Below are 13,332 nucleotides of genomic sequence, written 5' to 3'. Positions count from 1 at the left end.
GTTTTTTTGTACCCCGAATCCTGTGAGCTATACGGAAAGTACACAGAAAGGAAGGTGCGACCGTAATTAATAACAAAATCTTAAAAATCGCATATAGCACTATTAGTTTTCTAAATATTGTATATTTTAAGTATTGCAGGATAACCCTGTAACGAAGTTTGCGTAACAGCATTTTGCTCTACGAGTTTGCCAGCCTCCCCCAGTGGCTGGCTTTTTTATGTCCGTAGCGTCAAAGCAGCAATGGCGCTAGGGCGTCGTGCAATTGGCGTTGAGCTGGAGAGCGGGCGTTTTGAGCAGACGGTCAGGGAAGTTCAGAATGTAGTCAGTCAGAACGGATGATATTGCAGGATTAGTTACGTACCGTTATTATCCTGCGCCCGGCCCTTTAGCTCAGTGGTGAGAGCGAGCGACTCATAATCGCCAGGTCGCTGGTTCAAATCCAGCAAGGGCCACCATATCACATACCGCCATTAGCTCATCGGGACAGAGCGCCAGCCTTCGAAGCTGGCTGCGCGGGGTTCGAGTCCTCGATGGCGGTCCATTATCTGCATTATGCGTTGTTAGCTCAGCCGGACAGAGCAATTGCCTTCTGAGCAATCGGTCACTGGTTCGAATCCAGTACAACGCGCCATATTTATTTACCAGGCTCGCTTTTGCGGGCCTTTTTTATATCTGCGCCGGGTCTGGTGCTGATTACTTCAGCCAAAAGGAACACCTGTATATGAAGTGTATATTATTTAAATGGGTACTGTGCCTGTTACTGGGTTTTTCTTCGGTATCCTATTCCCGGGAGTTTACGATAGACTTTTCGACCCAACAAAGTTATGTCTCTTCGTTAAATAGTATACGGACAGAGATATCGACCCCTCTTGAACATATATCTCAGGGGACCACATCGGTGTCTGTTATTAACCACACCCCACCGGGCAGTTATTTTGCTGTGGATATACGAGGGCTTGATGTCTATCAGGCGCGTTTTGACCATCTTCGTCTGATTATTGAGCAAAATAATTTATATGTGGCCGGGTTCGTTAATACGGCAACAAATACTTTCTACCGTTTTTCAGATTTTACACATATATCAGTGCCCGGTGTGACAACGGTTTCCATGACAACGGACAGCAGTTATACCACTCTGCAACGTGTCGCAGCGCTGGAACGTTCCGGAATGCAAATCAGTCGTCACTCACTGGTTTCATCATATCTGGCGTTAATGGAGTTCAGTGGTAATACAATGACCAGAGATGCATCCAGAGCAGTTCTGCGTTTTGTCACTGTCACAGCAGAAGCCTTACGCTTCAGGCAGATACAGAGAGAATTTCGTCAGGCACTGTCTGAAACTGCTCCTGTGTATACGATGACGCCGGGAGACGTGGACCTCACTCTGAACTGGGGGCGAATCAGCAATGTGCTTCCGGAGTATCGGGGAGAGGATGGTGTCAGAGTGGGGAGAATATCCTTTAATAATATATCAGCGATACTGGGGACTGTGGCCGTTATACTGAATTGCCATCATCAGGGGGCGCGTTCTGTTCGCGCCGTGAATGAAGAGAGTCAACCAGAATGTCAGATAACTGGCGACAGGCCTGTTATAAAAATAAACAATACATTATGGGAAAGTAATACAGCTGCAGCGTTTCTGAACAGAAAGTCACAGTTTTTATATACAACGGGTAAATAAAGGAGTTAAGCATGAAGAAGATGTTTATGGCGGTTTTATTTGCATTAGCTTCTGTTAATGCAATGGCGGCGGATTGTGCTAAAGGTAAAATTGAGTTTTCCAAGTATAATGAGGATGACACATTTACAGTGAAGGTTGACGGGAAAGAATACTGGACCAGTCGCTGGAATCTGCAACCGTTACTGCAAAGTGCTCAGTTGACAGGAATGACTGTCACAATCAAATCCAGTACCTGTGAATCAGGCTCCGGATTTGCTGAAGTGCAGTTTAATAATGACTGAGGCATAACCTGATTCGTGGTATGTGGGTAACAAGTGTAATCTGTGTCACAATTCAGTCAGTTGACAGTTGCCTGTCAGACTGAGCATTTGTTAAAAAAATTTCGCATGGTGAATCCCCCTGTGTGGAGGGGCGACTGGTGAAAAATCCTTGCTTGTGATTCATTATCGACACGGGTTCGGTGGTACCAGGCCGAACTCACCGGGAGGCACCCGGCACCATGCAGTATACAGAGATTAGGCATATACCAAGGCCTCTCATAGCAGGGGCCTTTTTACATGTAAAAAAGCCCGAGTGGGTTCGGGCAATTGCATGAGATACTCGTTTTAATAATCGAAATCATTTTAACCAGGATTCATAAGGCTGCGCAACTGCGCGGCCTTTTTCGTATTTCGGGCTGTAGTCTTCCTTCTGCCATTGTCCTGTAACTTCCGGACTTCAGCCCGCTCCTTATTTTACTCACAATATTATCCCGGCCGGGAGGATTCATGGCATTTAAACACTATGATGTTGTCAGGGCGGCGTCGCCGTCAGACCTTGCGAAACGAATAACTCAAAAACTGAAGGAAGGGTGGCAGCCTTATGGTAGTGCGCTGATTTCGACAGCTGGTTATGGTGCGGAGTTCATCCAGCCAGTTGTGAGTGAGGGGAGCATCTCATCACCAGAGGAGCCAGGCAACCGTCCGACGACCTCAGCGCCTTCTGTTGCGCCAGAATATTACTATGTGATCGCGCTTGCTGGTCAGTCCAATGGTATGTCATACGGTGAGGGACTGCCATTGCCGGATACATTCGACAGCCCTGATCCACGTATTAAACAGTTAGCGCGTCGCAGTACGGTGACACCGGGCGGTGCAGTATGCAAATATAACGACATCATTCCGGCGGACCATTGTCTGCATGATGTGCAGGACATGAGCCGCCTTAACCATCCGAAAGCGGACCTGTCAAAGGGGCAGTACGGAACCGTGGGGCAGGGGCTGCATATCGCCAAAAAACTGCTGCCGTTTATACCGGCGAATGCGGGCATTCTGCTGGTTCCGTGCTGTCGTGGTGGTTCAGCGTTCACCACCGGAGCCGATGGCACATACAGTGACGCGAGTGGTGCCTCGGAGAATTCAACCCGCTGGGGTGTGGACAAGCCGCTGTATAAGGACCTTATCGGTCGAACAAAAGCAGCACTGAAGAAGAACCCGAAAAATGTGCTGCTTGCCGTGGTGTGGATGCAGGGGGAATTTGATTTTGGCGGTACGCCGGTAAATCACGCAGCACAGTTTGGTGCGCTGGTTGATAAATTCCGTGCAGACCTGGCGGATATGGCAGGTCAGTGCGTCGGTGGCTCTGCTGGCGGTGTTCCCTGGATATGTGGAGATACGACGTATTTCTGGAAGCAGAAGAACGAATCCACGTACCAGACGGTGTACGGCAGCTACAAAAACAAAACGGAAAAGAATATCCATTTCGTACCGTTCATGACGGATGAGAACGGGGTGAATGTGCCGACGAACAAACCGGAAGAAGACCCGGACATTCCGGGTATCGGATATTACGGTTCGAAATGGCGTGACAGCTCAGCCACCTGGACGTCACAGGACAGGGCGAGCCATTTCAGTTCATGGGCTCGCCGCGGGATTATTTCCGACCGTCTGGCAACGGCGATTTTGCGCCATGCGGGAAGAGTGGCGCTAAACGCGGGGGCATCATCGACAGTATCAGAGGTGCGCCCGTCATCGCCTTCCGGTGCAGAAGCCACAGGCGTCACAACACTGCTCTCTTACCTTGCCAGCGAGTCAGAGGGAAGCCTGAAAGTACAGGGATGGTCAGCCAGTGGCGGCAGGGCAGAAGTGGTCAGCGATGCGGAGGGAACCGGAGGTAAGGCAGTGAAGCTGACCAAGGAAGCCGGTAAAAGCAGCTGGGTGCTGGAGTACGCCGCGGGCAACGGTGCGGCTCTGTTACAGAAAGGGGGGCAGATTCGCTGCCGCTTTAAGGTTTCGGGAGCGCTGGCTGCGAACCAGTATGTTATGGCGTTTTACTGGCCGGTATCTTCACTGCCACAGGGCGTTGCCCTGACCGGAGACGGGGGGAATAACCTGCTGGCAGCGTTCTACATCCAGACAGATGCAAAAGACCTGAATGTGATGTACCACAATGCGAAAGTGGCGACAAACAACCTGAAACTGGGAACCTTTGGCGCATTTGATAACGAATGGCATACGCTGGCTTTCCGCTTTGCCGGGAATAACAGCCTGCAGGTGACGCCGGTTATTGATGGTCAGGATGGCACACCGTTCACGCTGACGCAGTCACCGGTCAGTGCCTTTGCGGCGGATAAACTGCATGTGACAGACATTACCAGAGGTGCGACTTACCCGGTACTGATAGACAGCATTGCGGTGGAAGTGAACAGCACAGACACTGCGGCATGATAAAAAAACCGCCAGCGACAGGAATGGACGCTGGCGGTGGTGATACCTATGGAGAAAAAATAAAGGAACGATACTTTCGTACTCTGGTTTTTTAATGAAAACAGTTCTTATTGTCAACAATAACGGAAAGAAATTATGACATTTCTGAACCAGTTAATGCTGTACTTCTGTACGGTGGTCTGTGTGCTGTATCTCCTTTCGGGTGGATACCGGGCCATGCGTGACGTCTGGCGCAGACAGATTGACAAAAGGGCCGCTGAGAAAATCAGCGCCAGTCAGTCAGCCGGAAGCAAACCCGAAGAGCCGCTCATTTAGCGGCAACTTTCTTAATCACATCTTTCGACGAGAAAATCCCATGTCAGAAATTACATCCCTGGTCACTGCTGAAGCAGTGAAGGAAGTCCTGCGCTCTGAAGAAGTCCGGAGCGCACTGAAACAGAAACTTCGCCATAACCTGGAAGCGCGTCTTGATGCAGAAGTGGATGCCATTCTGGATGAACTGCTGGGCGCACCGGCAGCTCCGGAGCCGGAAGGCATCGCGGGTGAGGGGAGTGCTTCAGATAGCGGTGACCCCACACCGGACAGCGACATGATGATGTAAGCATGCGTCAGGGACCATCGGTGTGTGCCGGTGGTCTTTTTTATTGTTGTGAGCTTCCGGATTGCGGGAGACGGGGTATGTACCAGATGGAAAAAATCACAACAGGTGTGTCATACACCACGTCAGCGGTGGGAACGGGCTACTGGTTCCTGCAGTTGCTGGACAGGGTTTCCCCGTCTCAGTGGGCGGCAATAGGCGTGCTGGGGAGTCTGCTGTTTGGTCTGCTGACGTACCTGACGAACCTGTATTTCAAAATCAGAGAGGACCGGCGTAAGGCGGCGCGGGGAGAGTAAGCTGATGAGCCGGAAATTCCGCTATGGTTTATCAGCTGTCGTTCTGGCGCTGATTGCCGCAGGGGCTTCTGCGCCTGAAATCCTGGATCAGTTTCTGGATGAAAAAGAAGGTAACCACACCACGGCATACCGTGATAGTGCGGGTATCTGGACCATCTGCCGTGGAGCCACCCGGGTGGATGGTAAGCCTGTTATTCCTGGCATGAAGCTGTCGAAGGAAAAATGCGACCGGGTTAACGCCATTGAGCGTGATAAGGCGCTGGCATGGGTGGAGAAAAACATCAAAGTGCCACTGACTGAACCCCAGAAAGCGGGGATCGCGTCATTCTGCCCGTATAACATTGGCCCCGGTAAGTGTTTCCCGTCGACGTTTTATAAACGAATTAATGCAGGCGATCGCCGGGGTGCATGCGAGGCGATTCGCTGGTGGATTAAAGACGGTGGCAGAGACTGCCGTATCCGCTCAAATAACTGTTATGGTCAGGTATCCCGTCGCGACCAGGAGAGTGCGCTGGCGTGCTGGGGAATCGACAGATAAGCAGAATATTTTGCTGAAAAATGACGTTGGCCAACGCGGGCGGATAACACGAAATCCTGCGAACTGGCAAAACCTAAGTGAATAAAGTCAGGAACATTGTTTCACGCTGAGGCACCGTAATGGTGTCTTTGTCATTTCTGCGCTTCGCACAAGCGTAAATAAACCAAAGAACCTTTCAGGATGAGCCCTGGTGGATAACCGGCTGGTCTGGTTAACCCTCTTTGGGCTGGTTATTCCTGTGCGCAGGGTTCATCACTAAAAGGAAATAACCGATGAATATGATGACCGTGCCGTTTCACGGCGATTCTCTTTATGTGGTTAACCATAATGGCGAACCGTATGTTCCAATGAAACCCATTGTTGAGGGGATGGGGCTGGCTTGGGCTCCACAATTTACTAAGTTAAAACAACGATTTGCCAAAGGCGTTACGGAAATCATAATACCTTCTGCTGGTGGTGAGCAAACAATGACTTGTCTTGCTCTGCGTAAGCTGGCTGCCTGGCTTCAGACCATCAACTCAAACAAAGTTAAACCTGAAATCCGCGACAAGGTAATCCAGTATCAGGAAGAGTGCGACGATGTTCTCTATGAATACTGGACGAAGGGGGTTGTCGTTAATCCCCGTCGAATGAGTGTGATGGAAGAACTCAATCAGGCTTGCGCTGACATGAAACGGGATAAAAACATTGCCAGTGTGTTTGCTACCGGGCTGAATGAGTGGAAACAGGTTAAAGCCGCGCATGTATCAAAAATCCGCACATTGATAAACGAAGCGAATCTGCTGATTGATTTTGTCCTAGCTGATACAGGCAAAGGGAAAATAACAAAGGCGGATTGATGGAGTAGTGGCTAATGATATCGGATAAACTCATAACGCTGGCGAAGATCCTCTGTGTAATCGTCGGCATTTCATTTTTAGTCATGCTGGTTGCCATTTTCTTTTCCACCGCCTGGCGAGTCCTGACGTTATCGGGACTGGTGGGGTGAAAGAGAGATGAACCGTGTTCTGTGTGTGGTGATTATTGTCCTGGCGGTTGGCTGTGGTGCGCTGTGGCTGGCAACAAACCATTACCGTGACAACGCGCTCACCTACAAAGCGCAGCGAGATAAAAAAGTCAGAGAGCTGGAGCTGGCAAACGCAACCATTACTGATATGCAGGTGCGCCAGCGTGATGTTGCTGCGCTTGATGCTAAATACTCGAGGGAATTAGCCGATGCGAGAGCTGAAAATGAAACTCTGCGTGCTGATGTTGCCGCTGGTCGTAAGCGCCTGCGGCTCAACGCCACCTGCCCCGGTACCGTGCGTGAAGCCACCGGCACCTCCGGCGTGGGCAATGATGCCAGCGTCGAACTCTCTCCAGTTGCTGGACGAAACGTTCTCGGTATCAGAGACGGAATCATCAGCGACCAGGCAGCACTGAGAACGCTTCAGGAATATATCCGCACTCAGTGCTTGAATTAACAGAGCCAGCATGATCGCTGGCTTTTTCATATCTGAATTTCACCGCGCACCGCAGCGCATGATAACCACCGAACCTGCCCCTTTGGAATGAGCCTTTGAGGATACCAGTTAGTGCTGGCGAGCCTCGGTGGGCTGGTTTCCTATGCGGCAAAGGTTCATTTCAAAGAACAGGTATACGACATGAAATCATTAACCCTCTTCAATCAGCCAATCCGTGTCGCTGAAGATGGCATGATCTGCCTCACTGATATGTGGAAAGCCAGTGGTAAAAGTGAATCTGAATCTCCATACCACTACCTGAGAAACAAGCAGACCAAAGAGTTCTTAGCCGAGCTGGAGAAAAACCACGAATCTGTGGTTTTTACTGAGCGCGGTGTACACGGTGGAACATATGGCGGGAAGTTTGTTGCTTATGATTATGCAGCATGGCTAAACCCCGGATTTAAATATGCAGCCTATAAAGTCCTGGATGACTACTTCACCGGAGAACTTCAGCATCGCAACAGCTTAAGTGCGCAGCTCAATATGAAGTGCCATGAGTTTGATCAGAAAAAAGATATGGCGAGCTTCTGTGGACAAGGGCTCGCGGCATGGCGCTATACGAAGCCAGTGTTGGTCGCTGAGATTAACTCCTTGGCTAACCAGCTGCAGATTACGATCCCCGGGCTTCCGGGATGAGTGATCGTGTCATTGAATGCGCCTCCAGAGCGGGGCGCGACTTCTCAGAGTTCATGAAAGGCGAGAAGGGCATGATGGAAGCATTGGCCTCGGTGGATGAGTTTGGCGAGCAGCTGCGCCTCAACGGCTGTGTCAATCATCACTTTGTCAGCTACATGATGCGGAACTCGATCATGCAGGCATTCATGGACATGGCAAAAGCCGAGAGGAAAGAAGAGTGCCGGCGTAAGCGAGCGGAAGCAAAAGCGAAGTAGTTATTACAAAAGCCATTCCCTACAGAGTGGCTTTGATAATGGCTTATACCCTACACGGGATAACTTAACTGATATCCCTTTTAACGGATAAAGGCATTTCAGCCTGACATAGCCATGCGCCGCATCGTCGCCGTATTCCCGCATTAACAGAGACCGCAGCCACCTTATCTGCGTGAGTGTGCGGGGATAATCAAAAACGATGCACACCGGGTTTTCTCATTTTTCACGAGATGGGAGCGATTTCCCGCGAAGCCGCCTGTCCGGTGCGGTGGTGGAAGAAACCGGATAAAACAACCGCATTGTGCAAATATCGATCAAATATGGTGCTGCTGTGTGAAATCTGAAAAATCACAGCGGTCATTATGCATCAGTTTTTAACACAGGACGTCAGAACGTGACATGGCAAAGCTGGACTGGAAAAAGCTGGAGCAGGCATTCCGACGCGAACATGCCGAAACGGGAATAACATTACTGGACTGGTGCCGGAAGAAAAAGATTAATTACAACACCGCCAGAACCCGTATAAAAATGGGCAAAATCGATCATGAAATTGATCATAAAACCGATCATGAAATCGATCATGACATCTCAGATGAAGAACCCTGCAATGACGCGGGTTCCGGCGATGAAAAATGCGCAAAAAACTCTGAAAAAAACTGCGCAAATTCGGCAGAAACGAAACGGATTCGTGGTTCCCGACTTTTACCACCTTCAAACGCTTTTTCTCAGCGAAACACCCACGCTGTAAGACACCGTGGATACGCGAAGTATCTTGAGGCAGATAACCTCATGGATGATGCGTCCGATATGGTGCTGTTCGATGAACTGGTGTTCACCCGGGCCCGCGCACTTTCAGTAACTAAGGCACTTAAAGGGATGTTCGCCGACCTGGAAGAGGCAACTGACGTGGAAACCCGTGTTGCTCTTTACGACAAAATACTCAAAGCTGAACAGGCCCTTGACCGGAATATTGCCCGTATCGAGTCAATTGAACGCTCATTGCTGACGCTGGACGTCCTGGCTGAGACAGCACCAAAACTTCGTGCTGACCGGGAAAGAATCAACGCCGCCAGAGATAAACTCAGAGCTGAAACCGATATTCTGACCAGCCAGCGTCGGGGCGTTGTTACGCCTGTCAGTGACATCGTGTCATCGCTGCATGAAATGAGTAATTCGGGGAGACTGGATGACATTCCGGAAGAATGAACCGCGATGTGATGAGCCGTCAGAAATGACCGAGGCTGAACAACGTCTGTTCATCATGACTAAACTGAGCAATCCCTGGTGGCGGCTCAATCATCTCTACAAAATACAGAACGAAAAAGGTGAACTGGTCACCTTCAGAATGCGACCGGCGCAGCGCCAGTTGTTCCGGAGCATGCACAATAAAAATATTATCCTGAAAGCGCGCCAGCTGGGATTTTCCACAGCCATTGATATTTATCTTCTCGACCAGGCATTATTCATTCCGCATCTCAAATGCGGGATCGTCGCTCAGGATAAACAGGCTGCCAGTGAAATTTTCCGCACAAAAATTGCTGTACCGTTTGATCATCTCCCTGACTGGCTGAGAGCCTCATTCACCATCGTTGAACGTCGTAGCGGTGCCAGCGGTGGCTATATCCTGTTTGGTCACGGCTCGAGTATCCAGGTGGCAACCTCATTCCGTTCAGGTACGGTGCAGCGCCTGCATATCTCAGAGCACGGCAAAATTTGCGCGAAATATCCGGCTAAGGCGAAAGAGCTGCGAACTGGTACGCTTAATGCCGTCTCTGATGAATGCATTATTTTTGATGAATCCACGGCTGAAGGCGTGGGTGGTGATTTTTACGATATGAGTAACCGTGCACAGGAGATCACTGCATCAGGCTTATTGCTGACGGCACAGGATTATAAATTCCATTTTTACGCCTGGTGGCAGGATCCTAAATACAGCGCCAGAGTGCCGGAAAGCGGGCTGAAGCTGTCACGGGAAAAAATGACGTATTTTTCTGCGGTTGAGAAGGCAATGAACATCACGCTTACTGATGAACAGAAGCAGTGGTACATCAATAAGGAAACTGAACAGCGTGAGGAAATGAAGCAGGAGTTTCCCTCAACGCCACAGGAGGCGTTTCTGACGTCCGGACGACGTGTGTTCAGTGCCGAAAGTACGTTGCAGGCAGAATCATTCTGTTCGCCACCGATGATTGTTTATGACATTGAACCTGTTACAGGAGCGAAGACTAAAGCTCAGTCTCTGCGTGAAGGAAATAAAAACGAGTTGCAGCGGACGCTGATGAATTATCTGCTGGTATGGGAACTGCCGGATCCGGATGAAGAGTATGTTTGTGGGGCAGATACTGCCGAAGGGCTGGAGCACGGAGACCGCTCATCGCTGGATGTTGTCAAACGCAGTAATGGCGAGCAGGTGGCTCACTGGTTCGGGCATCTCGATGCTGAACTTTTTGCTCATCTCATTTCGCAGGTCTGTCGTATGTATAACAACGCGTTTGTGGGGCCGGAGCGTAATAATCACGGACATGCAGTTATCCTGAAACTCCGGGAACTCTATCCGACACGTTATATCTACAACGAACAGCATCTTGACCAGGCATATGACGACGATACGCCCCGCCTTGGCTGGCTGACAACCCGTCAGAGCAAACCTGTTCTGACCGAAGGAATGAAAACGCTTCTGAATAATGGAATATCAGGGATCCGCTGGTCAGGCACATTATCGGAAATGAACACCTACGTTTATGACGCGAAAGGCTCCATGAATGCACAGGAAGGCTGCTTTGATGATCAGCTCATGAGCTACATGATTGCCCAGGAGATGCGCGCCAGAATGCCGGTGAGGGTAAAACAGAAAACGGATAAACGCAGAACCACACACTGGATGGCTCACTGATGAAAAATGAAACTAACACCATGGCGACGAAAAACGACAATGGAGCCACGCCGCGTTTTTCTCAGCGCCAGTTACAGGCGCTTTGTTCTGATATTGACAGCCAGCCTAAATGGCGTGATGCCGCAAACAAGGCCTGTGCGTATTACGATGGCGATCAGTTGCCACCGGAAGTTCTTCAGGTACTGAAAGATCGCGGTCAGCCGATGACTATCCATAACCTCATCGCGCCTACCGTCGATGGCGTTCTGGGAATGGAGGCCAAAACACGGACTGATCTGGTGGTGATGTCAGACGAGCCAGATGATGAAACTGAAAAACTGGCTGAAGCTATTAATGCTGAATTTGCCGATGCATGCCGCCTTGGCAATATGAATAAAGCCCGCTCTGATGCCTATGCGGAACAAATCAAGGCGGGCCTCAGTTGGGTGGAGGTCAGACGAAACAGCGATCCGTTCGGGCCTGAATTTAAGGTGTCTACTGTCAGCCGGAATGAGGTTTTCTGGGACTGGCTGAGCCGGGAGGCTGATTTAAGTGACTGCCGATGGCTGATGCGTCGCCGCTGGATGGATACCGATGAGGCAAAAGCTACATTCCCGGGAATGGCTCAGGTTATCGATTATGCCATTGATGACTGGCGTGGTTTTGTCGATACCACGGTTACTGAAGGCCAGCCCAGTCCGTTGATGAGTGCATGGGAAGAGTATCAGTCATGGGATCGACAGCAGAACGAATGGCTTCAGCGTGAACGCCGTCGTGTGCTGCTTCAGGTGGTTTATTACCGTACATTCGAGCGTCTTCCGGTGATTGAACTCAGTAATGGACGGGTGGTGGCCTTTGATAAAAATAATCTGATGCAGGCGGTAGCTGTGGCATCCGGGCGGGTTCAGGTGAAAGTCGGGCGGGTAAGCCGTATTCGTGAAGCCTGGTTTGTCGGGCCACACTTTATTGTGGATCGCCCCTGTAGTGCTCCGCAGGGGATGTTTCCGCTGGTTCCTTTCTGGGGATACCGAAAGGATAAAACCGGGGAGCCATACGGGCTAATTTCCCGCGCCATTCCGGCACAGGATGAGGTGAATTTTCGTCGTATCAAGCTGACCTGGTTGCTTCAGGCCAAACGCGTGATTATGGACGAGGATGCCACCCAGTTGTCAGACAACGACCTGATGGAGCAGATCGAACGTCCGGATGGCATTATTAAACTGAATCCGGTCCGAAAAAATCAGAAAAGTGTCGCAGATGTTTTTCGGGTTGAGCAGGATTTTCAGGTTGCCAGCCAGCAGTTTCAGGTCATGCAGGAATCGGAAAAACTTATCCAGGATACCATGGGAGTGTATTCCGCATTTCTCGGGCAGGAGTCAGGTGCGACGTCAGGCGTGGCTATCAGTAACCTGGTGGAGCAGGGGGCCACAACCCTTGCGGAAATCAACGATAACTACCAGTTTGCCTGCCAGCAGGTGGGAAGACTGTTGCTGGCTTATCTTCTCGATGACCTGAAAAAACGCCGTAATCATGCAGTGGTGATTAATCGCGATGATCGCCAGCGTCGCCAGACCATTGTCCTCAATGCTGAAGGTGATAATGGTGAACTGACCAATGATATTTCAAGGTTAAATACACATATTGCGCTGGCGCCTGTTCAGCAGACACCGGCGTTTAAGGCACAGCTTGCACAGAGAATGTCAGAGGTTATTCAGGGGCTGCCGCCTCAGGTGCAGGCTGTTGTGCTCGACCTGTGGGTTAATCTTCTGGATGTGCCGCAGAAACAGGAGTTTGTTGAGCGTATTCGTGCTGCGCTGGGGACGCCAAAATCACCGGATGAAATGACGCCGGAAGAACAGGAAGTAGCGGCACAACAACAGGCACTTCAGCAACAACAGGCAGAACTCCAGATGCGCGAGATGGCTGGCAGAGTGGCAAAACTGGAAGCTGACGCCGCCAGGGCACATGCAGCTGCACAACGGGATAATGCCAGTGCACAGCGGGAAGTCGCCCTGACACAGGGGCAGCGTTATGTGGATGCGCTTAACCAGGCACATACGGCAGAAATCATTACCGGCGTACAGAATATGGAACAGGAGCAGGACGTTCTTCAGCAACAGATGCTGTATACGTTACAACAGCGGATGAATGAAATGTCGCTCTGAAAACTCTGGCTTCAACTGAACCCCGTCATCGTACGGGGTTTTTTGTTTCCGGAGGTAAGCGTTCCGGGAGCGGTGCGCTTAT

The 13,332-nt window shown here is 50.5% G+C and carries 15 protein-coding genes, 3 tRNA genes and 1 pseudogene; all 19 read left to right on the top strand.

Going from position 1 to position 13,332, the window contains the following annotated elements:
* Positions 1-225 precede the first annotated feature (225 nt).
* Positions 226-339 (top strand): annotated as a pseudogene (locus tag QUE34_RS28610) (site-specific DNA-methyltransferase); the annotation flags it as partial.
* A gap of 40 nt (positions 340-379) precedes the next feature.
* A tRNA-Ile gene (locus QUE34_RS14160) sits at positions 380-455 on the top strand.
* Between the two features lie 9 nt (positions 456-464).
* Positions 465-541: transfer RNA gene (locus QUE34_RS14155), tRNA-Arg, on the top strand.
* Positions 542-554: 13 nt separating this feature from the next.
* Positions 555-631, top strand: a tRNA-Arg gene (locus QUE34_RS14150).
* Between the two features lie 90 nt (positions 632-721).
* Positions 722-1,681 (top strand): Shiga toxin Stx2 subunit A, encoded by a 960-nt coding sequence (locus tag QUE34_RS14145; RefSeq protein WP_000649753.1) that lies wholly within the window; start codon positions 722-724, stop codon positions 1,679-1,681.
* An 11-nt stretch (positions 1,682-1,692) separates the two neighbouring features.
* On the top strand, positions 1,693-1,962 hold the full coding sequence (locus QUE34_RS14140) for a Shiga toxin Stx2a subunit B (RefSeq protein WP_000738068.1): 270 nt from the start codon (positions 1,693-1,695) through the stop codon (positions 1,960-1,962).
* A gap of 486 nt (positions 1,963-2,448) precedes the next feature.
* Complete coding sequence (locus QUE34_RS14135; RefSeq protein WP_137571349.1) at positions 2,449-4,386, top strand: SASA family carbohydrate esterase; 1,938 nt, start codon at positions 2,449-2,451, stop codon at positions 4,384-4,386.
* Between the two features lie 135 nt (positions 4,387-4,521).
* The gene (locus tag QUE34_RS14130) at positions 4,522-4,701 is read left to right on the top strand and encodes a DUF1378 family protein (RefSeq protein WP_000143462.1); all 180 of its coding nucleotides are present in this window, start codon (positions 4,522-4,524) and stop codon (positions 4,699-4,701) included.
* 40 nt (positions 4,702-4,741) lie between these two features.
* Positions 4,742-4,987 (top strand): DUF826 domain-containing protein, encoded by a 246-nt coding sequence (locus tag QUE34_RS14125; RefSeq protein ID WP_001290230.1) that lies wholly within the window; start codon positions 4,742-4,744, stop codon positions 4,985-4,987.
* Positions 4,988-5,064: 77 nt separating this feature from the next.
* Positions 5,065-5,280 carry a class II holin family protein gene (locus QUE34_RS14120; protein ID WP_000284510.1) on the top strand — a complete coding sequence of 72 codons (216 nt, stop codon included), beginning with the start codon at positions 5,065-5,067 and terminating at the stop codon, positions 5,278-5,280.
* A 4-nt stretch (positions 5,281-5,284) separates the two neighbouring features.
* Complete coding sequence (locus QUE34_RS14115) at positions 5,285-5,818, top strand: lysozyme (RefSeq protein ID WP_032330623.1); 534 nt, start codon at positions 5,285-5,287, stop codon at positions 5,816-5,818.
* A 272-nt stretch (positions 5,819-6,090) separates the two neighbouring features.
* Positions 6,091-6,657 (top strand): phage antirepressor N-terminal domain-containing protein, encoded by a 567-nt coding sequence (locus QUE34_RS14110; protein WP_001056876.1) that lies wholly within the window; start codon positions 6,091-6,093, stop codon positions 6,655-6,657.
* A 14-nt stretch (positions 6,658-6,671) separates the two neighbouring features.
* The gene (locus QUE34_RS14105; protein WP_000622438.1) at positions 6,672-6,806 is read left to right on the top strand and encodes a hypothetical protein; all 135 of its coding nucleotides are present in this window, start codon (positions 6,672-6,674) and stop codon (positions 6,804-6,806) included.
* Between the two features lie 7 nt (positions 6,807-6,813).
* On the top strand, positions 6,814-7,281 hold the full coding sequence (locus QUE34_RS28605; protein WP_001082580.1) for a lysis protein: 468 nt from the start codon (positions 6,814-6,816) through the stop codon (positions 7,279-7,281).
* Positions 7,282-7,461: 180 nt separating this feature from the next.
* A complete protein-coding gene (locus QUE34_RS14095) occupies positions 7,462-7,959 on the top strand; it encodes a KilA-N domain-containing protein (protein WP_001505200.1) in 498 nt (165 codons plus the stop codon).
* The gene (locus tag QUE34_RS14090; protein ID WP_151673312.1) at positions 7,956-8,213 is read left to right on the top strand and encodes a hypothetical protein; all 258 of its coding nucleotides are present in this window, start codon (positions 7,956-7,958) and stop codon (positions 8,211-8,213) included. The genes QUE34_RS14095 and QUE34_RS14090 overlap by 4 nt, the downstream gene beginning before the upstream one ends.
* A gap of 399 nt (positions 8,214-8,612) precedes the next feature.
* Complete coding sequence (locus QUE34_RS14085; RefSeq protein WP_001086073.1) at positions 8,613-9,419, top strand: terminase; 807 nt, start codon at positions 8,613-8,615, stop codon at positions 9,417-9,419.
* Complete coding sequence (locus QUE34_RS14080) at positions 9,400-11,106, top strand: terminase large subunit (RefSeq protein WP_286338842.1); 1,707 nt, start codon at positions 9,400-9,402, stop codon at positions 11,104-11,106. Before QUE34_RS14085 ends, QUE34_RS14080 begins: the two co-directional genes overlap by 20 nt.
* A complete protein-coding gene (locus QUE34_RS14075; RefSeq protein WP_000787520.1) occupies positions 11,106-13,250 on the top strand; it encodes a portal protein in 2,145 nt (714 codons plus the stop codon). Before QUE34_RS14080 ends, QUE34_RS14075 begins: the two co-directional genes overlap by 1 nt.
* The last annotated feature ends 82 nt before the right edge of the window (positions 13,251-13,332 follow it).

Origin of the sequence: Escherichia sp. KS167_9B (assembly GCF_030295215.1) — a bacterium.
In the GTDB taxonomy this organism is placed as follows: domain Bacteria; phylum Pseudomonadota; class Gammaproteobacteria; order Enterobacterales; family Enterobacteriaceae; genus Escherichia; species Escherichia coli_F.
The sequence above is the reverse complement of the archived record's forward strand: the minus strand, read 5'-3'. Positions and strand labels throughout refer to the sequence as shown.